Here is a 24,867-nt window from a genome sequence, read left to right on the forward strand (position 1 = left end):
TAGAGTGAGGGCCGCGCGACCCAGCGCCGCCCATAACGTTATACCCGGATACCAAAACGCCGCTCCAGGGAGCGGCGTTCAAGTTTATCGCAACGAATCAGTCGCGCACGTAAATGATTTCCGGACCGTCTTCATCATCCACGTCTTCTTCGTCCCAGTCATCGTCGCCGATGTCATGGACCGACTTCACGCCGCTGCGACGCAGGGCACGCTGGTCGTCCAAGGCCTGCAGCTGGGCGCGGGCTTCGTCTTCGATCTGCTGGTCGAGCTCGGCCAGTTCTGCCTTGAATACCGGGTCGGCCGCCAAGCGGTCGGCACGGTCTTCGAGGTAGCGCATGATGTCGCGGGTCAGGCGCTCAGTGCCTTCTTTGGCGATGGCCGAGATCACGTAGATCGGACCTTCCCACTCCAGGCGATCGACGATTTCCTTGACGCGCTCTTCGTGCTCTTCCTCAAGGATCTGGTCGCACTTGTTCAGCACCAGCCAACGATCACGCTCGGCCAGGGCCGGGCTGAACTTGGTGAGCTCGCTGACGATCACTTCGGCGGCGTCCGCGGCATTGGTTTCATCCAGTGGCGCCATGTCGACGAGGTGCAGCAGCAAACGGGTACGCGACAAGTGCTTGAGGAAGCGAATCCCCAGACCCGCGCCATCGGAAGCACCTTCGATCAGGCCGGGAATGTCGGCAATCACGAAGCTTTTCCAACGGTCGACGCTGACCACGCCCAGGTTTGGCACCAGGGTGGTAAACGGGTAGTCGGCGACTTTCGGCTTGGCGGCCGAGACCGAGCGGATGAAGGTACTTTTGCCGGCGTTCGGCAAGCCCAACAGGCCGACGTCAGCGAGTACTTTCATTTCCAGCTTGAGGTCACGCTGCTCGCCCGGCTTGCCCGGCGTGGTCTGGCGTGGCGCACGGTTGGTACTGGACTTGAATCGGGTGTTACCCAGACCGTGCCAGCCGCCCTGCACAACCATCAGCTTCTGGCCGGCCTTGGTCAGGTCGCCGATCACTTCCTGGGTGGCGGAGTCGATGATCGTGGTGCCGACCGGTACGCGCAGTACCAGGTCTTCACCTTTCTTGCCGGTGCAGTCGGTGCTGCCGCCGTTGGAGCCACGCTCGGCATCGAAGTGCCGGGTGTAACGGTAGTCGACCAGGGTGTTGAGGTTCTCGTCGGCCATCATGTAGATGGAACCGCCGTCACCGCCGTCACCGCCGTTGGGGCCACCGTTTTCGATGAATTTTTCGCGACGGAAACTCATGCAACCGTTACCGCCGTCGCCTGCTTTTACTCGGATGGAAACTTCATCAACAAACTTCATAACAAAACGCCTCTCGCCGCACGGACGAGCTTAAGAAACCAAGACATAAGACTCTTGCAAAAATGAGCGCAGCGACCTCAAGCAACGACCGCAAATCCTGCTGCCCTCGCCCATGACGAACAGCTTTGCAAGAGACTCACTCCACAAACGAAAAAGCCCCGTCGCAAGACAGGGCTTTTCCAGCGATCTCGCAATTAAGCTGCGACAACGCTCACGTAACGGCGGTTGAACGCGCCCTTTACTTCGAACTTGATCACGCCTTCGATTTTAGCGAAGAGGGTGTGATCTTTACCCATGCCAACACCGTAACCGGCGTGGAATTGGGTGCCGCGCTGACGCACGATGATGTTGCCCGGAATGATTTTCTGGCCGCCATACATCTTCACGCCAAGGCGTTTGGCTTCTGAGTCGCGACCGTTACGGGTACTACCACCAGCTTTTTTGTGTGCCATGAGTCAATTCTCCTAGTGAGGAATTAGGCTGAAATTAAGCCTGAATACCGGTGATTTTGATCTCGGTGTACCACTGGCGGTGGCCCATACGCTTCATGTGGTGCTTACGACGACGGAACTTGATGATGCGGACTTTATCGTGACGACCTTGGGAGATCACTTCAGCCACAACGGTAGCGCCAGCAACAACTGGAGCGCCGATGTTCACGTCATCGCCATTGGCGACCAACAGAACGCGATCAAAAGTAACGGATTCGCCGGTAGCGATTTCCAGTTTTTCGATCTTCAGGTATTCACCTGGGGCGACCTTGTATTGCTTGCCACCAGTAACAATTACTGCGTACGACATGGTATTTCTCCGATAATCCTGCTCACCCAGCTCTTTATAAGAAGAGGTATTGGCTGGCATGGCTGCATGGGATGGACGTCCCGAATGCAATTGCGTAAGGCAGGTGCTGCCCAGGAAGTTCAGGGTGCGCGATTGTACGCAAGCAACAGAAGTGTTGCAAGAGGCCGTCCATCGCGCCTTGACACCCAGAGACATGGGTCCTAGCATGCCGCGCAACCCTTCTGGAGCGACTGTCGCTGATGCAACCCCAAGCTTTCTACCGCGCGGTCGCGGACGATTTTAGCGCCGTCGACGGCATCATCAAGCAGCAGCTGACGTCTAAAGTGCCGCTGGTCTCCAAAATTGGCGACTACATTACGTCGGCGGGCGGCAAGCGCCTGCGTCCTTTATTAGTGTTGCTGTGTGGCAAGGCCCTGGGCCGCGAAGGCGATGACCTGCGCCTGCTGGCGGCCACCATCGAATTCCTGCACACCGCCACCCTGCTGCACGACGACGTGGTCGATATGTCTGGCATGCGCCGTGGTCGCGAGACCGCCAACGCCATGTGGGGCAACGCCCCGAGTGTGCTGGTGGGCGACTTCCTGTACTCGCGCTCGTTTGAAATGATGGTCGAGCTGGGCTCGATGCCCGTGATGAAAATCCTTTCACAGGCCACGCGCATCATCGCCGAAGGCGAAGTGCTGCAGCTGTCGAAGGTGCGCGACGCCAGCACCACCGAAGAAACCTACATGGAAGTGATTCGCGGCAAGACTGCGATGCTCTTCGAAGCCTCCACCCACAGCGCCGCTGCGTTGTGTGGAGCAAGCGCCGAACAGGCCGAAGCCCTGCGCACCTTTGGCGACCACCTGGGTGTGGCGTTCCAACTGGTGGACGACCTGCTCGACTACCGTGGCGACGCCGAGACCCTGGGCAAGAACGTCGGTGACGATCTGGCCGAGGGCAAGCCGACCTTGCCGCTGATCTACACCATGCGCGAAGGCACGCCGGAACAGGCTGCACTGGTGCGCAAGGCGATCCAGAAAGGCGGCATCGAAGACCTGGAAAGTATCCGTGCTGCCGTGGAAGCCTCGGGCTCCCTGGAATACACCGCCCAATTGGCACGTGACTACGTGGCCCGCGCAATCAAATGCCTGGAAGCCCTGCCAGCCAGTGAATACCGGGACGCCCTGGTCGAACTGAGCGAGTTTGCGGTCGCCCGTACACACTAAAGCACCATCGCCGCAAAACAATGTGGGAGGGGGCTTGCTCCCGATAGCAGAGTGTCAGCCAATGGATAAGTTGGCTGCTGCACCGCCATCGGGAGCAAGCCCCCTCCCACATTTGGATTCATACAACCTGCCAGACCACAAACCCCTATATAATGTGCGACTTTTAGCCATCCCGACTTTCAAGGAGCTTTAGTGAGCACATTGCCACCCTGCCCGAAATGCAATTCCGAATACACCTACGAAGACGGGGCCCAACTGGTCTGCCCGGAATGCGCCCATGAGTGGTCCGCCAATGGCGAAGCCGACGTGGCCGGCGATGAAACCGTGAAGAAAGACTCCGTGGGCAACGTCCTGCAGGACGGCGACACCATCACCGTGATCAAGGACCTCAAGGTCAAGGGCACTTCACTGGTGGTGAAGGTCGGCACCAAGGTCAAGAATATCCGCCTGTGCGACGGCGACCACGATATCGATTGCAAGATCGACGGCATCGGCCCGATGAAACTCAAGTCCGAGTTCGTGCGTAAAGTCTGATCTTATTGCATTCCATCCCACGCCCGCCGTGGGATGGCGTTTCGCCCTCTTGATTGACCCATCGCAATCGTCGCCCAGAAAATATCGGAAACCGCCAATAGGCACTTGCTATTCAACGAATAAGAATTATTCTCATTGAAACTCATCAAGGAGAACGACCATGACTTATTTGATAGACGCCTGGCTGGACCGTCCACACCCCTACCTGCGGATCCTGCATCGGGAAACCGGTGAAGTGTGTGCTGTGCTGGAAGAAGAAGCGCTGAGTGAACTGCAGGACCAAGGCGATCTGGATGTGAATGGCCTGAGCTCGAGCGAACCCGGCGTGCTGAAGGAAGTGGTGCGTAACTTGTTTCTATTCTGCTACGCCCGAGCGTTGCGCCCGGCGACGGAGCTCCATGGCAAGTTTCATCCATGAGCAAAGCTGCAAAACCCTGTAGGAGCGAGCTTGCTCGCGAAGGCCGCATAAACAACGCGTTCATCCAGGATGCCCGCGTCATCGGTGACGTTTTTTTCGCGAGCAAGCTCACTCCTACAGATGATCAACAGCAGGTCTTACAGAACGTCGAGCAGCTCGACGTCGAATACCAGAACGCTGTGCGGCGGGATGCTGCCAACGCCTTGAGCGCCGTAAGCCAGTTCGCTCGGCACGTACAGGCGCCATTTGCTGCCGGCATTCATCAGTTGCAGGGCTTCGGTCCAGCCGGCGATTACGCCGCCAACCGGGAATTCTGCAGGCTGGCCGCGCTCGTAGGAGCTGTCGAATACCGTGCCGTCGATCAGTGTGCCGTGGTAATGAGTGCGCACTTGATCTTCACGGGTCGGCTTGGCGCCATCACCGGCAGTCAGCACTTCAAATTGCAGGCCGGAAGCCAGGGTGGTGATGCCGTCACGCTTGGCGTTTTCAGCCAGGAATGCAAGACCGGCGCCCGCAGCAGCTTCAGCCTTGGCGGCCGCTTCAGCCTGCATGACTTCGCGGATCACCTTGAAGCTGGCAGCCATTTGCTCTTGGTCCACACGGCTTGGCTTACCGCCGAACGCGTCGGTCAGGCCGGCCAGGATCGCGTCCAGGCTGACGCCCGGTGGTGGGTTGTCACGCAGTTGGTCGCCCAACTGACGGCCGATACCGTAGCTGACGCGGGTTTCGTCGGTGGACAGATTAACTTCGGACATGAAGAGGCTCCGCTGTAGGACAACGCGATTTTCCGCGCCATCCAAAACTAAAAGGGCCCGCAGACTAGCACACAAGTCCGACACGTGATGAGCCCACCTTCCCATCCGCGCACTGCGCTGGCGCCCCCTTCGTCGCACCGGCAATAAAAGCATTTCAGATTCACGCCCTGCCGCCGATACAGCGCTACACACTTTGGCTGGCCCCAACAACAACACCGTCCAGCAAACCGACATCACTCTTGCGGAGCATTCGATGAACAGCTGGTTCGGCAACATCAGCGTCAACCTCAAACTGGGCCTGGGCTTCGGCCTGGTGCTTGTCCTCACCTCGATCCTGGCACTCACCGGCTGGAACAGCCTGGGCAGCCTGATCGACCGCAGCAACTGGATGAGCGACATCACCCAGCTCAACGCCTCGCTGACCAAGCTGCGCATCGTGCGTCTGCAATACATGCTGGCCAACGGCGATGAAGCCGTGGCGCAGAACGTACAGACCAGCCTTGATGCCTTCGCCGCCCAGCAACAGAAACTGCTGGACAGCTTCAAGAGCCCGGAAAACCTCAAGCTGCTCAACGAACAGAAAGCCGTCATTACCGCGTATCAGCAGTCCCTGAACAAGATGCGTGAGGCCTATCGCAACGGCAACGCTGCGCGCCAGGTCATGGGTGACAAAGCCGATGCCGCCAACGCACAAATCAATGCCCTGGACACCAGCGTGCAACAAATGCCGGAAAGCCCGGAGCGTTTCGCACAGTTCCAGGCCGTGACCAATGCCAAGGAAGAATTCATGCTGGCGCGCTATGAAGTGCGCGGTTACACCAACAACGTCAATGCAGAAACCGAAGCCCGCGCCGCTGCACAAATCGAGAAAGCCATCGCCGGGTTGAAAAGCCTCAACGCCGTCTTCGGCATCAGCCAGCAAACCGCGCTGTCCTCGCTGGAAACTGCACTCGGCGCCTATCGCAGCGCCGTACAGAGCTACAAGGCCGCCAACGCCAACATCGTGACCGCCCGCGCTGAAATGACCACCCAAGGCACCGATATCGTCACCATCAGCGACAAGCTGTACGACATCCAGCTGGAACGCCGCGACGCCGAAAGCGCCCAGGCTCGCAGCCTGCAATTGATCAGCACGTTGCTCGCCCTGTTGGTCGGCATCATCGCGGCGCTGGTGATCACGCGCCAGATCACCCGTCCGCTGCAAGAGACCCTGGCCGTGGTTGAACGCATTGCCTCCGGCGATCTGAGCCATAACATCCAGGTCACCCGCCGTGATGAGCTGGGTGTGCTGCAACAAGGCATTCAGCGCATGGGCACCACCTTGCGCGAGTTGATCAGCGGGATCCGTGATGGCGTGACCCAGATCGCCAGCGCGGCCGAGGAGCTGTCAGCCGTTACCGAGCAGACCAGCGCCGGCGTCAACAGCCAGAAGATCGAGACCGACCAGGTCGCCACGGCGATGCATGAAATGACCGCCACCGTGCAGGAAGTGGCGCGCAACGCCGAACAGGCTTCCCTGGCTGCAGCCGATGCCGATGGGCAGGCCCGTGCGGGTGACAAGGTGGTGGCCGAGGCCATCGCCCAGATCGAACGCCTGGCCGCTGAAGTGGCACGCTCCACCGACGCCATGGCGCACCTGCAGCAAGAGAGCAACAAGATCGGCAGCGTGATGGATGTGATCAAGGCCGTGGCCGAACAGACCAACCTGCTGGCCCTCAACGCCGCGATTGAAGCGGCGCGCGCTGGTGAAGCCGGACGCGGGTTCGCCGTGGTTGCCGACGAAGTGCGTGGCCTGGCCCAGCGCACACAGAAATCCACCGAGGAAATCGAAGGCCTGGTTGCCGGCTTGCAGAATGGTACCCAGCAGGTGGCCAATGTGATGAACAACAGCCGCAGCCTCACCGACAGCAGCGTGGAACTCACGCGCAAAGCCGGTGTGTCCTTGGAAAACATCACCCGCACGGTGTCGAACATCCAGTCGATGAACCAGCAGATCGCCGCCGCCGCCGAGCAGCAGAGCGCCGTGGCCGAAGAGATCAGCCGCAGCATTGTGAACGTACGCGATGTGTCTGAGCAGACCGCTACGGCGAGTGACGAGACGGCCAAGTCCAGCGTGGAACTGGCGCGGCTGGGGAGCCAGTTGCAGCAGATGGTCAGCCATTTCCGGGTGTAACGAACTGCAAGCTCACCACAGATACAGCCCCGGTCACTGACCGGGGCTGTCATCAATCAGTTAATCCTCCCCCTCCTCGACAAACACCAGCCGATTTCCAAACGGATCCTTGATGCTCATTTCCCGCGAGCCCCAAGGTGTTTGCTCGACGCCAGGCTTGGCATAACGGTAATCCTTGGCCTGCAATTGCTGCTGGTACGCGTCCACCCCTTGCGCCTGAATCCGCACCGCTGCGCCCGGCGACGCATCGCCATGATGTTCGGACAAATGCAGCACGCAATCACCCAGCGACACCTGCAGGTACAACGGGAAATTTGCCTCGAAGCGATGCTGCCAATCAACCTTGAACCCCAGGAAGTCAACGTAGAACTCCAGCGCCTTGGCCTCGTCGAAAATCCTCAAAATGGGGGTTACTTTTCCTAGGGACATTAATTTTTCTCCTTGTGCGTCCCGCCACTATGCCGCCATGTCCTCACACCCACAACTCAGTTATCCGCCCCTGCAGAGCACGATCATGAGCCAGGTGAACCTCGTCGAATCCATACGCGCCTTCTCCGAACATGTTCAAGTCTCCATTGCGACGCAACTCGTCAATTTCGCCAGGCTCTTTGCCCTCCCGCGCCTCAAAGAATTGCGGGTTGTGCTCCACATTCTCAACCAGCGAGACCGCAGGCATTTGCGATGCGTCAATTTCGTATAGTTTGTACTGTCCATTGAATTGGGTCTGACCGTACTCGATGGCAGCTTCTTTGGAACGAGAGGTAATGAGCACATCACCCTCCATCATTTTCTCTACGCCGCCGAAGAAGTTTGAATCATTAAACCCATAGGTCACCGGGCTACCGCGCCGCTCCACCCTCTCGGTACTCTCTGCACGGTACAGTTTTGGAATATTCGTTCTTTCGATCATTCCCCGACTATTGAAGTAGCCACCGGCAGGCAGTGTGACGTTGTCTTTGAACCGGTTCTCTTTCAAGACATGAGCATCGTTGTAGGGCGAATATTGCGCACTGGACGTCGCATTGGAGGCCGGCGAAGCGTCCATTGGATCGCCAGCGTCGGATGAGACAGGAGAGCCCGGAACCACCGCAGGCTCTGAAAACGCCATGGACTCACTGGACAAATCGGGCCGTGACGGGCGGTTCGATTCGGTCAAGAACGCAGGAGTAGCCACGAGGCCCGGTGCTAGATAACTGTCTAAGGCGTGATCATACAAAGGGTTGACCGGGCGTGGCGTTGAAAACTGAAAGGGTTTTGTAGGGCTCGCCAGGTAGCCAATCTGTCCATTGACGCGCTGCAATGAGGGCGCCTGTCTAGCTGTTACAGGCTCTCCAGGGGCTTTAGGCAATGCGCTTTTGCCAGCTGCGTGCACCAACGCCATGGTGGCCACATCGAATAACGCTGCCTGGAAACCCCCTTGACGTTCTTGCTGGGTGTCGCCGTCGACGGCCTTTTCAGCCTCCAGCCCCACCTGTGCGCCCAAGGCCACGGCACCGATGCCTACGCCGATAGGTCCGAGCAACGCCAAGGGGATGGAAAAAACCGCATTGGCCGATTGCACAAACCCCAGGGCATCATCCTTGTGGACCTCAGCATTGGATTTGATTTCAGTATCAATATCCGCAGCAATCCGGGCTTGTGTCTGTTTAGCCATAAAGGCAAACAGATCATCATCCACACGTTGATTATTGGCGTTGATGTGGCTCAAATCTGCCGCCATCTCACCGGTGCCAAGCTTTTTCAGGGCACTGTCTACACCGTTGACGCTCAGCGCCCCAAAAATACCCTGCTGACGATCGGCAAGAGAAAAGTGTTGTGCGAGCGCTGCGGCCTTAATGGGGTCCTTACCCTGTGCCACCACCCATTGATTAAGTTCTGTCAGGTTCAAGAACTTGAGCAAGGATGGCTTCTCCCCAGGAATGTACACAATTTCTTCGCCATTACTGCGTACGAACCGATAGATATCAGTGGCGTTGTAGCCGTTGATATCCAGGCGCAGCAAACTGGACGATCCAGAGTAAGGTGCCCGCGTGCGCAGTTGGGTCAGTGTCGGTTCTTCGTCAAGACCAATGTTGGGGGCGCCCATGTCCATGAGTAAGCGGTAGTCATTTTCCGAAAGGCCCTGGGTGGGATCTGAACGATAGGCCTCCCTCGCCAGCCTGGCCTCACTGATGAACTTGGCCTTAGCCATGCCTTGCCAATCGGTATAATGTTTTAACCAGAATGTATCGAATGACTTCGACACCTGCTCTTGCAAGTCGGCATTACGCACCATGGCCAGCATTTGCGAAGGCTTAAGGCGCAATTCGTTGTCTTTGTTGTACACACCCGCTTCTGGCCCATCCAGATAAATCCCATAAGCCGCGTCGAGGTCCCGCCAACTTTCCTTGGCGGCGGGAACATCCTCGGTAATTTTTGAATAGATATACCCCGGGCCGGTACGATCAATAATCAACCTTCCGAGTCGGCTGAAAAAATCCGAGACACTGTCACTGTGAAATATAGTCATCGGACTAATGTTCGAAGAAGCGAAGTGCGCCGCTGTCTGCACTTTACCCGATACGCCATACTGCTCGGCCGCAAAAAAATCGCTGGTTACCGCTTCCGTTAATGTCATCGACCTTTCGGGCCTGCCACTGTGCTCGTACTGTGTAACAGTGCTTTGAGACGAGGTGGTCTGTGCAGGAAAAAACTGATGCAGCCAGACTTTATCAGGGTCGATACGCTTACCCGTTCGTAACTCGACATTATCCTGTATCCAGGACTTTACCCATTGATGAGGGTCAGGCAGACCAGCGCCGGAATCAGAAGTAAACGGTTTATTAGCTGCGATATGAGCAGACACAATACCGCGCACCCTCGCCTGCTTATCTGCAACTTCAAGTGCTTTAGGACGATTCAAAATAGCATTGACTGGGCTATGCATGAGACATTCCTTACAATGATTTGAAAAACGTTTACTCAGCTCAACAACGAGGCACAATTAATATCTATCAGTCGACACACAGGCCTGCGCACGACGGATAAATTAAATTGACGTTGAAGACACCGCCCCAAAAAAGTAAATATCTACCGCTATGGAGAAACGCCCCAAATCATAAGGATATTTTCAGTCAGTACAATCGACCACGTGTAACCACAAACAACCAAATACGACTAAACATTAATAACCGAAAAACCCCTTCCCTCATAAAGTCGCACATTTTAAACAAAGCAATATAAATACATATTTCAGGTTGCTGACCTCACAGCAAAGCCACCACGTAAATCACCCGAACGGGCCAGAAACAAGCCGGATCGCGGCCCACAGGCCCGCCCTTGGTCATAGCTCAGCACCCCGTTGACCCACACGCCCTCAATCCCTTCGGCCGCGCGCTGTGGCTCTTCGAAATCCGCCATGTCCTTCACGCGCAGCGGATCGAACAGCACCAGGTCGGCCCAGTGCCCTTCGCGGATCTCACCCCGCTCCGCCAGGCCAAAACGCGCCGCCGACAACCCGGTCATCTTGTGTACCGCTGTGTGTAGCGCAAACAAGCCGACATCACGACTGAAATGTCCCAGCACCCGTGGAAACGCGCCCCATAACCGTGGGTGAGGGAACGGGTCTTCGGGCAAACCGTCCGAGCCCACCATCGACAGCGGGTGCGCGAGGATACGTCGCACATCCGCTTCATCCATTCCGTAATACACCGCCCCCGCCGGTTGCAGGCGGCGGGCGGCGTCCATCAGCGAAACGCCCCACTCGCCGGCAATATCCTGCAGGTCACGCCCGCCCATTTCAGGCTGCGGCGTGGACCAGGTGATCGTAATGCGAAACGCATCGGTGACCTGCTTGAGGTCCAGGGTCGAAGAACTGGCCGCGTAGGGATAGCAATCACACCCCACCGGATGGGTTTTCGCCGCGGCTTCAAGCGACGCCAACAGCTGCGGGCTACGCCCCCAGTTACCCGCACCCGCGCACTTGAGGTGGGAAATAATCACGGGCACCCTGGCATGCCGGCCGATCAGAAAGGCTTCGTCCATTGCGTCCAGGACCGGCTCGAATTCACTGCGTAAATGGGTGGTGTACACCGCGCCGTAAGCCGTCAGTTCTTCGCTTAGTTGCAGCACCTCGTCGGTCTCTGCATTGAAGGCGCTGGCGTAGGCCAGGCCTGTGGATAAACCGAGGGCGCCGGCGTCAAGACTCTCCTGCAGCTGCACCCGCATGGCCGCGATTTCGTCTGCGCCCGCGGTGCGGTGCAGGTCGTCCATATGGTTGCTGCGCAATGCGGTGTGGCCAATCAGTGCCGCGACGTTCACCGCCGGATGCGCGCCCTCGACCGCCGCACGGTAGTCGGCAAAACGCGGGTAAGCGAAGGCCTCACGCGTGCCCAGCAGGTTCATCGGGTCCGGCGGATCGCCGCGCAGGCTCACCGGCGACGCGCTGATGCCACAGTTACCGACAATCACCGTCGTTACGCCCTGGCTGAGCTTGGGCAGCATTTGCGGATGGCGGATCACCACCGTGTCGTCGTGGGTGTGCACATCGATAAAGCCCGGCGCCAACACACGGCCAGCGGCGTCGATCACATGCTCCGCCAGCGCCGTGGACAGGTCGCCGATCGTCTCGATACGCCCATTGCGCACGCCCACATCCGCGAGGTACCCAGGGCTGTTGCTGCCATCAATGATCAGCGCCTGGCGAATCAGCGTGTCGTACTTCATTTCAGTCTCCAAGCGGCAGGCTGTCGGGGCCGCCGCGGTAATCGTCCAGGGCCAGTTTGATCCGGCGCAGGCGTTCCTGGTTTGCGTCAGGCATGGCCAGCGCCAGCTCGGTGGCAAGCAGGTCGATGGCCAGCAGCATGCCGTAGCGCGCAGCGGTGGGTTTGTAGATAAAGCTGGTTTCAGCCGGTTGCAGCGGCAGCAGCACATCCGCCAATCCGGCCAGGGGGGAGTCCGCCAGGGTGATGGCGATAATGCGTGCATCGTAATTGCGCGCCAGCGTCACCACATCCAGCAGCTCAGGGGTAAGCCCCGTCAGCGAACAGACAATCAGCGCCTGTTCCGGCCCCAGGGTCGCGGCGGTCACGCGCATCATCACCGGGTCATGGCAGGCCGCAATCGGATAGCCCAGGCGCACCAGGCGCACCTGCAGTTCATCGCTGCACAGGCTCGACGGGCCGCCCATGCCAAACGCGTGAATCATGCGTGCCTTGCCGAGCAGACTGACGGCGTCGGCAAAGCTGTGTTGATTGAAGCCCGACAGGTGCTGGCGCAACGTCGCTTCGATATCGCCGAGAATCTGCCGATGGAACGCCGACTGTTCCGGCAACCCCGCCGGGTCCAGAAAGCGGCTGCCCACCCCGCTGGCCTGGGCCAGTTGCAGGCGCAGATCACGCAAATCGCGGCAACCGACACTGCGGGCAAACCGCGACAAGGTGGCCGTGCTGACCTCGGCCCGTTGCGACAGCGCTTCCAGACTGGCCGACGCGGCAAAGCTCACGTCACCGAGCATCAGCTTGGCGATACGCCCTTCGCCGGCGCTGAAGGAATCCTGGCGGGCGCGGATCTGGTAGAGGATGTCCATGGGGGCTCCGGGTTACAAGAAACGGCTCATAAAACAAGGGACAGACCGTAAGTGAGACCGAAGGCAACCACCGAAATCAGAGTTTCCAGCACGGTCCAGGTCTTGAAGGTCTGGATCACCGTCATATTGAAGTATTCCTTGATCAGCCAGAAGCCGCCGTCGTTGACGTGGGAAAAGATCACCGAACCCGCACCCGTCGCCAATACCAACAATTCAGGGTGTGGATAACCCATCCCCAGGGCGACCGGCGCGACCACACCGGACGCCGTGGTCATCGCCACCGTGGCCGAGCCCGTGGCGATACGCATCAGCGCGGCGAACAGCCAGCCCATCACCAACGGCGATAGCTGGAACGCGTTGGCCAGGCCGAGAATTTCGTGGGTGACACCGGCATCCACCAGGATGCGATTCAAGCCGCCGCCGGCACCTACCAGCAGGGTGATGCTCGCCGTAGGCGCCAGGCATTCATTGGTGAACTTGAGGATCGACTCGCGGTTGAAGCCCTGGGCCAGACCCAAGGTCCAGAAACTCACCAGGGTCGCCACCAGCAGCGCGATTACCGAGTTACCGATGAATAACAGGAATTGGTTGAAGCCGGTGCCCGGCGTGGAAATCACATTGGCCCAGCCGCCGATCATCATCAGCACCACCGGCAGCAGAATGGTGGCCATGGTCAGCGCGAAGCTTGGCAGACGGGTCCGTGGTTCGCGCTCGATGAACTGGCGTTCCAGCGGGTTTTGCGCCGGCAGGTGGATACGCGGCACGATGAACTTGGCGTAGACGGGGCCGGCGATGATCGCCGTAGGAATACCGATCAGGATCGCATACAGCACGGTCTGCCCGACCGAGGCGTTATACGCCAGCACCGCCATCATCGCCGCCGGGTGCGGCGGTACCAACGCATGCACCACCGACAGGCCGGCCACCATCGGCAGGCCGACCATGAGGATCGACACACCCACGCGCCGCGCCACGGTAAAGGCGATCGGCACCAGCAAGACAAAGCCCACCTCGAAAAACAGCGGCAGCCCCACCAGAAACGCGATGCAGACCATCGCCCAGTGGGCGTTGCGCTCGCCGAAACGGTTGATCAACGTACGCGCCACCTGCTCCGCGCCACCGGACTCGGCCATCATCTTGCCGAGCATGGTGCCCAGCGCCACGACCAGGGCGATATGCCCCAGGGTCTTGCCAACCCCGGCTTCGTAGGAGCCCATGATGGTGTCCGCCGGCATCCCGGCCATCAGCGCCAGGCCAATGGACACCAGAGTGATGACGATAAACGGGTTGAGTCGGTAACGTGCGATCAGCACGATCAAAGCGATGATGGCGATGGCAGCGTATGCCAACAGCCCGAAGCCCGGTGATGCGGCCATGCGGTACTCCTCGGAAAGGGTCACGTCGAATTGGTTGTGAAACTCATAAATCATTACCGAGGCGCTTTTTCAAATTTCATGAAAGTAATTTTCGCGCACGGATAAGCGCTGTCGCGAAGGGATATGCCCAACGCTTCTTTATGAAAATTTAAGGAGCGTTCTTACATGACGTTCGCAGAAGGCTGGAAACTCAAACAGCGCGCTTGAGTCATACACTCATACCCATCGATGCCAGGAAAACACAGATGATTCGCACGACATTCGCCGCCGGCGCCCTGCTTCTCGCCGTGTGCGGCACTGCTGCCGCCGCCGATAACCCGGCGTTGAAAAAATGCATGGACGGCGCCAACACCACCGCAGAGATGGTCGGTTGCAACGTCAAGGAGGCCAAGGTGCAGGACGCCCGGCTGAACAAGGCTTACAAGACCGCACTGGCCGCCCAGGAAGGCAACCGCAGGGACCAATTGCAGGATCTGCAGCGCCTGTGGATCAAATACCGTGACGCCAATTGCGCCTTTGCCGGCAGTGCCACCGGCGGCACCATCGATCAGGTCAACGGCTCGGGCTGCGTGCTGGACATGACCGAGGCCCGTGCGCAGGAACTGGAAGACCTGGTCGGGCCGTAACCCTAATCGTGATGAACCTTCGCGCGCTTGAGCAGCTTCTTGCAGCGCTCCGACAAATGCAGCACGCGCAAATGCTTGCCCGCCTTGCTGTAGCGCTCACGCAGGGTCATCAGCGCGGCAATCGCTGAATAGTCGACAAAGCTCAGGTGACGGCAATCGAGCGTCACCTGTGCCGGGTCGTTGGCCGGGTCGAATTGATTCAGGAACGGCGTGGTCGACGCAAAGAACAACGTGCCGTGCAGACGGTAGAGTTTGCTGCCGTCGGCTTCCAGGTGTTCATCGGCATACAGTTCACGCGCCTGTTGCCAGGCGAAGTTCAGCGCTGCAATCACGATGCCGCACAGCACAGCGGTCGCGAGGTCGGTGAACACGGTGATGACCGTCACTGCCATGATCACCAGCACGTCATTGAGCGGCACCTTGTTGATCACCCGCAACGACGCCCAGGCAAAGGTCTGCTGGGACACCACGAACATCACCCCCACCAGCGCCGCCAGCGGAATCCGCTCGATCAACGGCGACAGAAACAGGATGAACAGCAGGATCATCACCCCGGCGAACACCCCGGAGAAACGCCCGCGCCCGCCGGAACTGAGGTTGATCACGGTTTGCCCGATCATCGCGCAACCGCCCATGCCGCCAAACAGGCCCGAGACCATGTTCGCAGCGCCCAGGGCCACGCTTTCGCGGTCGGGGTAGCCACGGGTTTCGGTAATTTCGTCGGTGAGGTTGAGGGTCAGCAGGGTTTCCAGCAGGCCGACCATGGCCATCAGGAACGCATAAGGCGCAATGATGCCCAGGGTTTCGAAGGTCCAGGGGATCTGCGGCAGCGCGAAGGCCGGCAGGCCGCCGGCGATGTGCGCCATGTCGCCAAGGGTGCGGGTGGGCAGGCCGAGCAGGTACACCGCCAGGCCCACGCCGAGGATTGCCACCAAGGCAGGCGGCACGGCGCGGGTCAGGCGTGGCAGCAGGTAGACGATGGCCATGGTGACCGCGACCAGAGCGACCATCACGTACAGCGGCGTACCGCTGAGCCAGGTTTCACCGCTTTTGAAGTGCTCCAACTGCGCCAGCGCGATGATAATCGCCAGGCCGTTGACGAAGCCCAGCATCACCGGGTGCGGCACCATGCGCACCAGCTTGCCCAGGCGCAACAAGCCGAAAGCGACCATGATCAACCCGCCCAGCAGCACGGTCGCCAGCAGATACTCGACGCCGTGCTGCACCACCAGTGCCACGATCACCACCGCCATCGAACCTGCCGCTCCGGAGACCATACCGGGGCGACCACCGAACAGCGCGGTGAGGGTGCAGATGATGAACGCGCCGTAGAGCCCCATCAACGGGTTGAGATGGGCCACCAGCGCGAAGGCGATGCATTCGGGCAGCAAGGCAAATGACGTGGTGAGGCCGGCCAGGGCGTCGGCGCGCAGACGGGTGAGGTTCATGGAGTACCAGGGAATTGCGGGGATGAGGCGAGGAATGGTACGGAATTGAGCGAGGTGGGGCTAGCCTGGAAGACTTCGGTCGTTGCAATCGGGGGCAAGCCCCCTCCCACACTTGACGGTGTTCCAACTCTGGAATGCATTCAATGTGGGAGGGGGCTTGCCCCCGATAGCCGCACCTCGGTATCACCCGAACATCACACCATCTCGTTGCGAATCCACTCAACCACCGACGTACGCTTCGGCGCCCAGCCCAGCAATTCACGGGCATGCTTGCCGCGCACCCGGCTGTTGGAGCCCAGGCCATAGTTGGCCATTTCATAACCCCACTCGGCTTCCGCTTCGGCCAGGGGCCAGTCCTGCGGTTCACCCAGTCCAAGCGCTTGTGCGATGGCGGTGGTCATGTCGATAAATGCGGCTTCGCTGCTTTCCACGAAGTAGAACGTGCCCGGCACATTCTTCGTCAGCGCCAGCAGGTACAACGCAACCACGTCTTCGATATGCACGTTGGACCAGATGTTCTGCCCTGGCCCCACATGGCGCACCACGCCACTCTTGCGGGCCTGCTTGAGCAAGCGCGGCAATTGCACGCTGTCACGCTTCACGCCCAGGCTGTGACCGTAGATCAGGGTGTTACAGATCACCGCTGAATTCACACCCTCCTTGGCTGCGGCCAGGATCAAGTCATCAATCGCCACGCGGGCAGCCTTGTCGGCGGTGGGCGCTGGCAGGTTGTCTTCGAAGTAGACGACATCACTGGCCTTGCCGCCCGACGCATCGCCGACGATGCTCGAACCGCTGGTGTGCAGAAACACTTTGTTGGAGCCTTTCAAGGCGGCCAGCAGGGTTTCGACGCCAGCGCGGTGGTCGCTGCTGGCGGCATTGATCACCGCATCAGCGTGCTGCGCCTGTTCGGTCAATACGGCGGCGTCATCCAGGGTACCGATCACCGGGGTGATGCCCAGTGCCGTCATTTGCGCGGCTTGCTCGGTGCTGCGCACCAGGCCGGTAACGGTATGCCCGGCCTTGACCAGACCGGTGGCGATGGAGCCGCCGATAAAACCTGCTGCGCCGGTAACGAATACATTCATGGAGAGTGCTCCTGACTGGGTAAGTAATGAGCCCAGTATCCAGCAGGCTATGCGGCCGAATAAGCCCGTGTCGGCCAATTCACTCTTGCGCTGCGGTCACGAATCAACGGGCATAACGTGCCAGCTTGGCCTGGATAAAATCCAGGAAATACTGGATACGCAATGCCAGTTGCGAGTTGCGGTAGTACACCGCATGGATCGGTTGGCGATAGCCACTGTTGAACGCTTCCAGCAGCGGTACCAGGCGCCCGGCCTCGATGTCTTCGTGGGTCATGAAGTTCGACAGGCAGCAAATGCCTTGTCCGTGCAATGCCAGATGGCGCAGGGTTTCACCGCTGGACGCGGCAATGTCCGGCTGGACCAGCCAGCGGTCGCCCTCCACATGGCGCAGCGGCCAATGGTTGAGGCTGTCGGTCTGGGTGAAGCCCAGCAAGGTATGCTCAGCCAGCTCGGCGACAGTGCTCGGCGTGCCGTGTTGCTTGAGGTAGTCGGCGCTGGCCAGGATGTGCAGCGGTGTGCTGCCCAGCGCGCGGGCATGCAGGGTAGAGTCTGCCAGGGCGCCGATACGGATGGCGATGTCGGTGCTTTGCTCCAGCAGGTCGATGATCAGATCGTCGCTGTTCAGCTCCAGCTGGATGTCCGGATAAAGGCTACGAAATTCGCCGATGTAGGGCATGATCCCATGCAGCATGAACGGCACCGCCGCATTGATGCGCAGCCGCCCGGCCGGTTTTTTCTGGCGTGACGACAGGCGTTCCTCCAGCTCTTCCATCTGCGCCAGGATGACCTTGGCCTGGTCGAAAAAGTACCTGCCCTCCTCGGTCAGGTCCATGCGCCGCGTGGTGCGGTTGATCAGGGTGGTGTCGAGCTTGGCTTCCAGGCGCGACAAGGTGCGGCTGACCGCCGACGGCGTCTGTCCGACCTGCTCGGCGGCAGCGGAAATCGAGCCGCATTCAATCACGCTGACGAAAATCTGCAGCTCATCGGATCGGGCTTTCACGGGCGGTCCTTCTTATCGGCTCATGAATCAGCGCCCATTATTAACCAGCCAGCAACAAATGAGCGCCCAGCAGCGCCATGCCCGTGAAAAAAACCCGCTTGAACCACAGCGCACTGATGCGCTGGCGCAGCGCCTGGCCCAGCCACATGCCAAGCAATGCCGGGACCAGCGCCACCAACGACGCCCCCACTTCACCGCCGCCGAGCGCACCGCGCCAGGCCAGCCCGGCGGCCAAGGCCAGGGTCGACACGCTGAACGACAGCCCCAGCGCCTGCACCAGTTGATCGCGGCTCAAGCCTAATGCTTGCAGGTATGGCACCGCAGGAACCACGAACACGCCGGTGGCCGAGGTGATGAGGCCGGTGATCAACCCACACAACGGGCCCAGCCAGCGCTCGGTTCGGGGAGCTACGTTAAAGGTGGGCAGGAACAAACCACTCAGCGCATACACCAACAGCGCCCCGCCCAACGCACGGACCACCCACGGCCCAGCGTCCATGCCCAGCCACAGCGTGCCCAGCCCGGCGCCGAGGGCAATCAGCACAAACATCGGCCACAACCGCTTGAGCAAGACACTCAAGTGCCCACCCAGCGCCAATTGCCAGAGGTTGGTGACCGTCGAAGGAATGATCAGCAATGCCGCAGCCTGCGTTGGCAACATAGCCAGGCCGAGCATGCCCATGGCCACGGTGGGCAGGCCCAGGCCGATCACGCCCTTGACGGTGCCGGCCAGCAGGAAGGTGCCCATCACCAGCAGCGTCAGGGCTGGACCGAGGGTTTGGTAGAACGTCAGGAAAGTAGTCATGACCCGATTGTGCGAGGTTGCTGAGCCGCTGGAAATTCACCATATACTGAGGCAGCCTCTTGTTTTGAATGAGGCTGAGGACAACTTGAGCATGCACTTTGACCTGATCGACCTGCGCCTCTACCTGCACATACTCGACACCGGCAACATCACCGCCGGCGCCGCCCGCAGCCATTTTTCCCTGGCCGCCGCCAGCGCTCGCATTCGGGCGATGGAGGCGTCACTGGGCATCGAATTGCTCGAGCGCGGCCGCCGTGGCGTCACCCCGACACCGGCCGGCAAAGCCCTGGGCCGCCATGCCCGCCTGCTGCTGCAACAGGCCGAGCATCTGCAACACGACCTGGCGGAGTACGCCAACGGCGTCAAAGGCCAGGTGCGCTTGCTGTGCAATACCACCGCCCTCAGCGAATACCTGCCGGAACGCTTGGCCGACTTTCTGTGCGAGCATCCCAACCTGGATATCGACCTGCAGGAGCTGCCCAGCCTGCGTATCACCCACGCTCTGCGCCAGGGCACGGCCGACCTGGGCATCATCTCCGATGCGGTGGACACAACCGGCTTGCAGACCCTGCCCTTTCACGACGACCCGCTGGTGCTGATCATGCCGTTGGCGCATCCGCTGGCAAGTGGCACGGTGAGTTTCGTCGACAGCCTGCAACACGACTATGTGGGCCTCGCCGCCGGCAGCGCGCTGGCGGTGTACCTGGAAGAACAGGCGCTGCACGCAGGGTTTCGCCTGCAAACGCGCATTCGCGCCGAAGGTTTCGACGGGGTGATTCGCATGGTCGCCCGCGGTGCGGGCCTGGGCATCGTGCCCCTGGCCGCCCTCGACCGCTGGCCGCAGCAAGATTGCATCAAGGCCCAGCCCCTCAAGGAGGACTGGGCCTGTCGCCAACTGCTGCTCTGCGCGCGGTCGTTCGATCAACTGCCCGGTTACGCCAGGGCCTTGTTCGACACCTTGGCCCTGCCCTTGCGGAAAAACCCGTAGTACACCGCGCTGAGGATCAGCAGGAACGGCACGCCAAACACCAGGGTCATCCTGAACGCCTCGGTAAAATACGTGGTGATCATCACCGCGCCCATCAGCACCAGCCCCAGCAACGTGCTGTACGGAAACAGGCGCAGCTCGAAGGACAGCTTCGGCGCGCCATGGCGCTTGCGGTAGCGCCGGAAAAACAAGTGGGTGAGGAAGATCATGAACCAGGTGAAGATTGCGCCGAACATCGAGATCGCCATCATCAGCGTGAACGAGCTTTGCGGGTACACCACGTTGAGCAGGGTCGCCAACGCGATACCGGAGCTGGACAGCAGCAAGGCATTGAGCGGGATGCCGCTCTTGCTCAACGCACCCATGGACTTGGGCGCAAAGCCTGCGCGGGACAGGCTGAACATCATGCGCGTGGTGATGTAGAGCTGGCTGTTCATCGCCGACAGCGCCGCGATCAGGATCACGAAATTCATCACCCCGGTGGCGCCGGGAATGCCGATGGTCTGCATCACCGTGACGAACGGGCTCTGGGCTTGGCCGGCCTGGTTCCACGGCACGATGGCGAGCATCAGCGCCAGGGTCAGCAGGTAGAACACCACCAGGCGCACGATGGTTGCGCGAAAGGCTTTCTTCACCGCCCGCTCCGGGTCGGCCGCTTCACCGGCCGCCACGGCGATCATCTCCACACTCAAATAGCTGAAGATCGACACGATCACCGCCATCCACATACCGCTCAACCCGTGGGGGAAAAAACCATCATGGGCCGTGTAGTTCTGCACGCCGTAATCCGGGTTACCCGAGCCGAACACCACGTACACCGCCAGGATGATGAAGCCGACGATCGCGCTGATCTTGATGGTGGAGAACCAGTATTCGAAGTTGCCGAAGGTCTTCACGCTGATCGCATTGAGCAGAATCAGCACGCTGGAAAACGACACGATCCACACCCATTCCGGCACATTGGCGAACCAGTACTTCATGTACATTGCCACCGCCGTCACCTCGGCCCCCACGGCCAATACAATCGCCGCCCAGTAGGCATACCGCACCAGGAACCCGGCCAGCGGGCTGATGTAGAACTCGGCGTAGGCGCCAAAGGAGCCGGAGGTGGAATGGGCCACCGTCATCTCGGCCAGGCACCCCATCAGTATCAAGGTGATCAGCGCACCGATGGCGTAGCTCAGCAGCACGCTGGGCCCGGCATAGCCAATCGCGTAGGCGCTGCCCATGAACAGCCCGGTGCCAATGGCGCCGCCGATGGCGATCATGCTCATCTGCCCGGAAGTGAGCTGGCGCCGGAGGCCCAGTTCGCGGTGGGTAATTTCTGCAAAGCCGTTGTCTGGCGTGGTCACGTGGTGTGCCCCTTTTATTATTGTGGTTGAGCGGTTGTCACAGATCCCTGTGGGAGGGGGCTTGCTCCCGATTGCGGAGTGTCAGTCACTCCATGTGCCAGCTGACACACTGCTATCGGGAGCAAGCCCCCTCCCACATTTTGATCTGTGTTTATTCAGGTAACGCTATGGCGAACTTTGAATTGCGGCTGGTCCCAGGTGTTGTTGTCGAGAATGTCACCGAGGATTTCCACGGCGTCCCACACGTCAGTGAAGCTGGTGTACAGCGGGGTGAAACCGAATCGCATGATGCGCGGCTCGCGATAGTCGCCGATCACGCCACGGGCGATCAGGGCCTGGATCACTGCATAGCCCTGGGGGTGTTCGAAGCTCACGTGACTGCCGCGCCGCGCATGTTCGCGGGGCGTGATCAGCACAAGGTTGTGGGCTGCACAGCGGCTTTCAACCAACGCGATAAACAGGTCGGTCAAGGCCAGCGATTTGGCGCGCAGGTGGCTCATATCGGTGCGTTCGAACACCTCGAGGCCGCATTCCACCATGGCCAGTGAGGTAATCGGCTGGGTGCCGCACAGGTAGCGCACGATGCCGGCACTCGGCGCATAGTTGGCTTCCATCGCGAACTGTCGGGTATGCCCGAACCAGCCCGACAGCGGCTGGCGGACCAGGTCCACCAGCGCCGGGTGGACCCACACGAACGCCTGGGAACCGGGACCGCCATTGAGGTATTTGTAAGTGCAGCCAATCGCGTAATCCGCCCCGGCCGCGTGCAGGTCGATGGGCACCGCGCCCGCCGAATGCGCCAGGTCCCAGATGCTCAGCGCGCCGCATTCATGGCTCAAGGCGGTGAGCGCGCGCATGTCGTACATATAGCCGGTCTTGTAGTTGACGTGGGTGAGCATCACCACCGCCACGTCCTGGTCGATGGCTTGGGGCAGTTCATCCGGGCTGTTGACCAGACGCAGGGAGTAACCCTGTTGCAGCAGCTCGGCGAGGCCCTCGGCGATGTACAGGTCGGTGGGAAAGTTGCTCGCTTCGCTGACGATCACCTTGCGCGAAGGCTCGCGCTGGCGCTGCACGCTCAGCGCGGCACTGAGTACTTTGAACAGGTTGATGGAGGTGGTATCGGTGATGACCACTTCGCCCTCACGCGCACCGATCAGCGGCGCCAGGCGATTGCCCAGGCGCTGGGACAGCTCTGCCCAGCCGGCGCTGTTCCAGCTGCGGATCAATCCATTGCCCCACTCCTGCTCGATCACCTGTTGTGCCCGTTGCAACGCTGCAACCGGGCGCGCGCCAAGGGAGTTGCCGTCGAGGTAGATCACGCCCTCGGGCAAGGCAAATTCGCTGCGCAATGGCGCCAGCGGGTCCTGAGTGTCGAGGGCTTGGCAATGGCTTCGGGGGGTCATGGTCGGTCCTGGTTTTTATGGGGAATATGGACCAAATAATGAACGAAGTTTTAGAGAATTTTCGTGCAAACTGGTGGGCAACCGGCTATTTAAGCCGTAGGAAATTCGAATTTAGCCCCTAAACACGCGGATTTATTCTAACCATGATTCTCGACGCCACCGACCTGCGCCTCCTGCATTTCCTGCAACAGGATGGCCGTATCAGCAACCAGGAACTGGCGGAAAAAGTCGCGCTGTCGCCTTCCGCCTGCCTGCGCCGTCTGCGCCTGCTGGAGAGCGAAGGCGTGATCAGCGGCTATCGGGCGGTGCTCAACGCCGAGCAGTTGGGCATCGAGTTGGAGGCCATCGTCCACCTGTCGTTGCGCCAGGATGTGGAAGACTGGCATGAGACGTTCATCAAGAAAGTGCAGGGTTGGCCGGAGGTGGCCAGCGCTTATGTGATCACCGGCGCCAGCAACTATGTGCTGCGAGTGCAGGCGCGCAACCTCAAGCATTTTTCCGACTTTATCGTGAACCACCTGAACCGCACGGCGGGGGTGATGGACATACGTTCGGAGATTGTGTTGCAGAAGATCAAGGATCGGGATGAGGTGTTGGATCTGGTTGTGCGCAAATAGCACATACACCATACATCACATGTGGGAGGGGGCTTGCTCCCGATAGCGGTGGGTCAGTCACAGTGTCTTTGACTGACCCACCGCTATCGGGAGCAAGCCCCCTCCCACATTTTTTTACCGCGTTCAGTCCTCGAGGGCGCGCACGCGCTGCAGGCGTTGTTGCTCTACCGGGGCAGCGGCTACCTGCAGTTCAAAGTCGAAATCGATCTGTGCAAACCTGCCCTCCACGCCAAACTCCCGCGCCAGTTGCGGATCGTCGCTGAAGCGAATCTCGGCGATCAGTTCGTCGCGGGTGGCGTAGGCAAAGTCATCGTGCAGGTACGGGTCGTCCGACAGGTTGATCTGGGTGGTCAGGTGCCGATGGCCCGGCGCCGAGATGAAGAAGTGAATGTGCGCCGGACGCTGCCCGTGGCGCCCCAACTGGTCGAGCAACTGCTGGGTTGGCCCGGTCGGCGGGCAGCCGTAGCCGGACGGCACGATGCTGCGAAAACGATAGTTGCCCTGGGCGTCGGTCTCGATGCGTCGGCGCAGGTTGAATTCCGACTGGCTGGGATCAAACCAGGAATAGGTGCCGCCGGTATTGGCCTGCCACACATCGACAATCGCCCCGGCCAGCGACTTGCCGTTGGTGTCGCGCACCTGCCCGCGCATGAACAGCGGCACGGCGTCGTCCTTGCCATCATCCAGGCGCGCTTCGTATGTGGACAGCGGGGCACCGGCCACATACAGCGGGCCTTCGATGGTGCGCGGGGTGCCGCCGGATTTGCCGGCTTCGATGTCGGCGGCGTCCATCAGCAAGTCCAGGTAATGCTCCAGGCCCAACCCGGCGGCGAGCAAGCCAGCTTCCTGATTTTTACCCAACTCGTTGAGGTAGTTGACCGCCTTCCAGAACTCTTGCGGGGTCACTTCCAGGTCTTCGATGATGTTGACGGTGTCGCGCAGGATCCGGTAGATCAGCGCCTTGGCGCGCGGGTTGCCACCGTCATTGAGGTTACCGCTGGCTTCTTCGAGAAACTGCTGGGCGTGGGCCGTCTGGGACAGTCGGATGGACATGGTGCAATCCTCATCTTGTAATTATTGGGTGCAAAACAGGCTCAGCGGTCGTCGTCATGGATCGACGACGGGTGCCGGCACAACGGGTTCACTTCGATGGCCATATAGGGAAACAACGGCAGTTGCATCAGCGTGTCGTGCAGGTCTTGCACGCTGTCGACATCGAACACGCTGTAGTTGGCGTAGTGCCCGGCGATGCGCCATAGGTGGCGCCATTTGCCTTCGTGTTGCAGGCGCTGCGCGAGCGCTTTTTCTTCGGCCTTGAGGCCAGCGGCGCGCTCGGCGGGCATGTCGAGCGGCAGGTTCACGGTCATTTTTACGTGGAACAACAT

The 24,867-nt window shown here is 60.1% G+C and carries 23 protein-coding genes and 2 pseudogenes; 8 read left to right on the forward strand and 17 right to left on the reverse strand.

Features of this window, described 5'->3' with window-relative positions; translation table 11 throughout:
* Positions 1–97: 97 nt before the first annotated feature.
* From cgtA to rplU, 3 genes are all read right to left on the reverse strand, one after another.
* Positions 98–1,321 carry an Obg family GTPase CgtA gene (gene cgtA, locus QF045_RS25805; protein WP_306494586.1) on the reverse strand — a complete coding sequence of 408 codons (1,224 nt, stop codon included), beginning with the start codon at positions 1,319–1,321 and terminating at the stop codon, positions 98–100.
* 194 nt (positions 1,322–1,515) lie between these two features.
* Positions 1,516–1,773, reverse strand: coding sequence for a 50S ribosomal protein L27 (rpmA, locus tag QF045_RS25810; protein ID WP_003176049.1), 258 nt, complete (start codon positions 1,771–1,773; stop codon positions 1,516–1,518).
* Positions 1,774–1,807: 34 nt separating this feature from the next.
* Entirely contained in the window at positions 1,808–2,122 is a 315-nt protein-coding gene (gene rplU / locus QF045_RS25815) for a 50S ribosomal protein L21 (protein ID WP_003176051.1), read from the reverse strand.
* A gap of 239 nt (positions 2,123–2,361) precedes the next feature.
* Here rplU and QF045_RS25820 point away from each other — a divergent pair, with 239 nt between their 5' ends.
* The 3 genes from QF045_RS25820 (at position 2,362) to QF045_RS25830 (ending at position 4,282) form a co-directional block, all read left to right on the forward strand.
* Positions 2,362–3,330 carry a polyprenyl synthetase family protein gene (locus tag QF045_RS25820; protein ID WP_306494587.1) on the forward strand — a complete coding sequence of 323 codons (969 nt, stop codon included), beginning with the start codon at positions 2,362–2,364 and terminating at the stop codon, positions 3,328–3,330.
* 192 nt (positions 3,331–3,522) lie between these two features.
* Positions 3,523–3,864 (forward strand): zinc ribbon domain-containing protein YjdM, encoded by a 342-nt coding sequence (locus tag QF045_RS25825; protein ID WP_306494588.1) that lies wholly within the window; start codon positions 3,523–3,525, stop codon positions 3,862–3,864.
* Positions 3,865–4,024: 160 nt separating this feature from the next.
* Positions 4,025–4,282, forward strand: coding sequence for a hypothetical protein (locus QF045_RS25830; protein ID WP_138813875.1), 258 nt, complete (start codon positions 4,025–4,027; stop codon positions 4,280–4,282).
* Between the two features lie 137 nt (positions 4,283–4,419).
* On the opposite strand, the gene QF045_RS25835 is transcribed toward QF045_RS25830, so the two are convergent.
* Positions 4,420–5,037, reverse strand: a complete 618-nt coding sequence (locus QF045_RS25835; protein WP_010206497.1) for an FKBP-type peptidyl-prolyl cis-trans isomerase — start codon at positions 5,035–5,037, stop codon at positions 4,420–4,422.
* A 253-nt stretch (positions 5,038–5,290) separates the two neighbouring features.
* Between QF045_RS25835 and QF045_RS27860 the strand changes: the two are divergent.
* Together QF045_RS27860 and QF045_RS27865 are read left to right on the forward strand one after the other, a co-directional pair.
* Positions 5,291–6,307, forward strand: a pseudogene (locus tag QF045_RS27860) (methyl-accepting chemotaxis protein); the annotation flags it as partial.
* Positions 6,308–6,616: 309 nt separating this feature from the next.
* Positions 6,617–7,210: pseudogene (locus QF045_RS27865) on the forward strand (methyl-accepting chemotaxis protein); the annotation flags it as partial.
* A gap of 60 nt (positions 7,211–7,270) precedes the next feature.
* Here the strand turns inward: QF045_RS27865 and QF045_RS25845 are convergent.
* The 5 genes from QF045_RS25845 to QF045_RS25865 all read right to left on the reverse strand — a co-directional run bounded on the left by QF045_RS25845 (position 7,271) and on the right by QF045_RS25865 (position 14,152).
* Complete coding sequence (locus tag QF045_RS25845) at positions 7,271–7,639, reverse strand: glyoxalase superfamily protein (protein WP_306494590.1); 369 nt, start codon at positions 7,637–7,639, stop codon at positions 7,271–7,273.
* A gap of 43 nt (positions 7,640–7,682) precedes the next feature.
* The gene (locus QF045_RS25850) at positions 7,683–10,136 is read right to left on the reverse strand and encodes a dermonecrotic toxin domain-containing protein (RefSeq protein ID WP_306494591.1); all 2,454 of its coding nucleotides are present in this window, start codon (positions 10,134–10,136) and stop codon (positions 7,683–7,685) included.
* 305 nt (positions 10,137–10,441) lie between these two features.
* Positions 10,442–11,914, reverse strand: a complete 1,473-nt coding sequence (locus tag QF045_RS25855) for an amidohydrolase family protein (protein ID WP_306494592.1) — start codon at positions 11,912–11,914, stop codon at positions 10,442–10,444.
* Position 11,915: 1 nt separating this feature from the next.
* Positions 11,916–12,776 (reverse strand): MurR/RpiR family transcriptional regulator, encoded by an 861-nt coding sequence (locus QF045_RS25860; RefSeq protein WP_306494593.1) that lies wholly within the window; start codon positions 12,774–12,776, stop codon positions 11,916–11,918.
* A 26-nt stretch (positions 12,777–12,802) separates the two neighbouring features.
* Positions 12,803–14,152, reverse strand: a complete 1,350-nt coding sequence (locus tag QF045_RS25865) for a gluconate:H+ symporter (RefSeq protein ID WP_306494594.1) — start codon at positions 14,150–14,152, stop codon at positions 12,803–12,805.
* A 245-nt stretch (positions 14,153–14,397) separates the two neighbouring features.
* On the opposite strand from QF045_RS25865, the gene QF045_RS25870 reads away from it, so the two are divergent.
* Positions 14,398–14,778: a lysozyme inhibitor LprI family protein gene (locus QF045_RS25870; RefSeq protein WP_306494595.1), complete on the forward strand. Its 381-nt coding sequence runs from the start codon at positions 14,398–14,400 to the stop codon at positions 14,776–14,778.
* 2 nt (positions 14,779–14,780) lie between these two features.
* Here the strand turns inward: QF045_RS25870 and QF045_RS25875 are convergent, their stop codons facing one another.
* From QF045_RS25875 to QF045_RS25890, 4 genes are all read right to left on the reverse strand, one after another.
* Complete coding sequence (locus QF045_RS25875; RefSeq protein WP_306494596.1) at positions 14,781–16,226, reverse strand: SulP family inorganic anion transporter; 1,446 nt, start codon at positions 16,224–16,226, stop codon at positions 14,781–14,783.
* 194 nt (positions 16,227–16,420) lie between these two features.
* Positions 16,421–17,314 (reverse strand): NAD-dependent epimerase/dehydratase family protein, encoded by an 894-nt coding sequence (locus QF045_RS25880; protein ID WP_306494597.1) that lies wholly within the window; start codon positions 17,312–17,314, stop codon positions 16,421–16,423.
* 103 nt (positions 17,315–17,417) lie between these two features.
* Complete coding sequence (locus QF045_RS25885) at positions 17,418–18,314, reverse strand: LysR family transcriptional regulator (protein ID WP_306494598.1); 897 nt, start codon at positions 18,312–18,314, stop codon at positions 17,418–17,420.
* Positions 18,315–18,354: 40 nt separating this feature from the next.
* The gene (locus QF045_RS25890) at positions 18,355–19,119 is read right to left on the reverse strand and encodes a sulfite exporter TauE/SafE family protein (protein ID WP_306494599.1); all 765 of its coding nucleotides are present in this window, start codon (positions 19,117–19,119) and stop codon (positions 18,355–18,357) included.
* Between the two features lie 91 nt (positions 19,120–19,210).
* Between QF045_RS25890 and QF045_RS25895 the strand changes: the two genes are divergently transcribed.
* A complete protein-coding gene (locus QF045_RS25895; RefSeq protein ID WP_306494600.1) occupies positions 19,211–20,107 on the forward strand; it encodes a LysR substrate-binding domain-containing protein in 897 nt (298 codons plus the stop codon).
* Here QF045_RS25895 and QF045_RS25900 read toward each other — a convergent pair.
* Both QF045_RS25900 and kynU read right to left on the reverse strand, forming a co-directional pair.
* Positions 20,053–21,459 carry an amino acid permease gene (locus QF045_RS25900; protein ID WP_306494601.1) on the reverse strand — a complete coding sequence of 469 codons (1,407 nt, stop codon included), beginning with the start codon at positions 21,457–21,459 and terminating at the stop codon, positions 20,053–20,055. The two genes, QF045_RS25895 and QF045_RS25900, sit on opposite strands and share 55 nt — an antisense overlap.
* 155 nt (positions 21,460–21,614) lie before the next feature.
* Complete coding sequence (gene kynU / locus QF045_RS25905) at positions 21,615–22,865, reverse strand: kynureninase (RefSeq protein WP_306494602.1); 1,251 nt, start codon at positions 22,863–22,865, stop codon at positions 21,615–21,617.
* A 143-nt stretch (positions 22,866–23,008) separates the two neighbouring features.
* On the opposite strand from kynU, the gene QF045_RS25910 reads away from it, so the two are divergent.
* Positions 23,009–23,482, forward strand: coding sequence for an Lrp/AsnC family transcriptional regulator (locus QF045_RS25910; RefSeq protein WP_017531067.1), 474 nt, complete (start codon positions 23,009–23,011; stop codon positions 23,480–23,482).
* A 123-nt stretch (positions 23,483–23,605) separates the two neighbouring features.
* On the opposite strand, the gene catA is transcribed toward QF045_RS25910, so the two are convergent.
* On the reverse strand, positions 23,606–24,535 hold the full coding sequence (catA, locus tag QF045_RS25915; RefSeq protein ID WP_306494603.1) for a catechol 1,2-dioxygenase: 930 nt from the start codon (positions 24,533–24,535) through the stop codon (positions 23,606–23,608).
* 41 nt (positions 24,536–24,576) lie between these two features.
* Complete coding sequence (gene catC, locus QF045_RS25920) at positions 24,577–24,867, reverse strand: muconolactone Delta-isomerase (protein WP_124388188.1); 291 nt, start codon at positions 24,865–24,867, stop codon at positions 24,577–24,579.

The sequence above is a fragment of the Pseudomonas sp. W4I3 genome (genome assembly GCF_030816195.1).
Lineage (GTDB): Bacteria > Pseudomonadota > Gammaproteobacteria > Pseudomonadales > Pseudomonadaceae > Aquipseudomonas.

What these genes read in the sequence shown, in the direction of transcription:
- cgtA (WP_306494586.1), bottom strand. Translation starts at nt 1,321, where the DNA reads ATGAAGTTTGTTGATGAAGTTTCCATCCGAGTAAAAGCAGGCGACGGC.
- rpmA (WP_003176049.1), bottom strand. Translation starts at nt 1,773, where the DNA reads ATGGCACACAAAAAAGCTGGTGGTAGTACCCGTAACGGTCGCGACTCA.
- rplU (WP_003176051.1), bottom strand. Translation starts at nt 2,122, where the DNA reads ATGTCGTACGCAGTAATTGTTACTGGTGGCAAGCAATACAAGGTCGCC.
- QF045_RS25820 (WP_306494587.1), top strand. Translation starts at nt 2,362, where the DNA reads ATGCAACCCCAAGCTTTCTACCGCGCGGTCGCGGACGATTTTAGCGCC.
- QF045_RS25830 (WP_138813875.1), top strand. Translation starts at nt 4,025, where the DNA reads ATGACTTATTTGATAGACGCCTGGCTGGACCGTCCACACCCCTACCTG.
- QF045_RS25835 (WP_010206497.1), bottom strand. Translation starts at nt 5,037, where the DNA reads ATGTCCGAAGTTAATCTGTCCACCGACGAAACCCGCGTCAGCTACGGT.
- QF045_RS25845 (WP_306494590.1), bottom strand. Translation starts at nt 7,639, where the DNA reads ATGTCCCTAGGAAAAGTAACCCCCATTTTGAGGATTTTCGACGAGGCC.
- QF045_RS25850 (WP_306494591.1), bottom strand. Translation starts at nt 10,136, where the DNA reads ATGCATAGCCCAGTCAATGCTATTTTGAATCGTCCTAAAGCACTTGAA.
- QF045_RS25855 (WP_306494592.1), bottom strand. Translation starts at nt 11,914, where the DNA reads ATGAAGTACGACACGCTGATTCGCCAGGCGCTGATCATTGATGGCAGC.
- QF045_RS25860 (WP_306494593.1), bottom strand. Translation starts at nt 12,776, where the DNA reads ATGGACATCCTCTACCAGATCCGCGCCCGCCAGGATTCCTTCAGCGCC.
- QF045_RS25865 (WP_306494594.1), bottom strand. Translation starts at nt 14,152, where the DNA reads ATGGCCGCATCACCGGGCTTCGGGCTGTTGGCATACGCTGCCATCGCC.
- QF045_RS25870 (WP_306494595.1), top strand. Translation starts at nt 14,398, where the DNA reads ATGATTCGCACGACATTCGCCGCCGGCGCCCTGCTTCTCGCCGTGTGC.
- QF045_RS25875 (WP_306494596.1), bottom strand. Translation starts at nt 16,226, where the DNA reads ATGAACCTCACCCGTCTGCGCGCCGACGCCCTGGCCGGCCTCACCACG.
- QF045_RS25880 (WP_306494597.1), bottom strand. Translation starts at nt 17,314, where the DNA reads ATGAATGTATTCGTTACCGGCGCAGCAGGTTTTATCGGCGGCTCCATC.
- QF045_RS25890 (WP_306494599.1), bottom strand. Translation starts at nt 19,119, where the DNA reads ATGACTACTTTCCTGACGTTCTACCAAACCCTCGGTCCAGCCCTGACG.
- QF045_RS25895 (WP_306494600.1), top strand. Translation starts at nt 19,211, where the DNA reads ATGCACTTTGACCTGATCGACCTGCGCCTCTACCTGCACATACTCGAC.
- kynU (WP_306494602.1), bottom strand. Translation starts at nt 22,865, where the DNA reads ATGACCCCCCGAAGCCATTGCCAAGCCCTCGACACTCAGGACCCGCTG.
- QF045_RS25910 (WP_017531067.1), top strand. Translation starts at nt 23,009, where the DNA reads ATGATTCTCGACGCCACCGACCTGCGCCTCCTGCATTTCCTGCAACAG.
- catA (WP_306494603.1), bottom strand. Translation starts at nt 24,535, where the DNA reads ATGTCCATCCGACTGTCCCAGACGGCCCACGCCCAGCAGTTTCTCGAA.
- catC (WP_124388188.1), bottom strand. Translation starts at nt 24,867, where the DNA reads ATGTTGTTCCACGTAAAAATGACCGTGAACCTGCCGCTCGACATGCCC.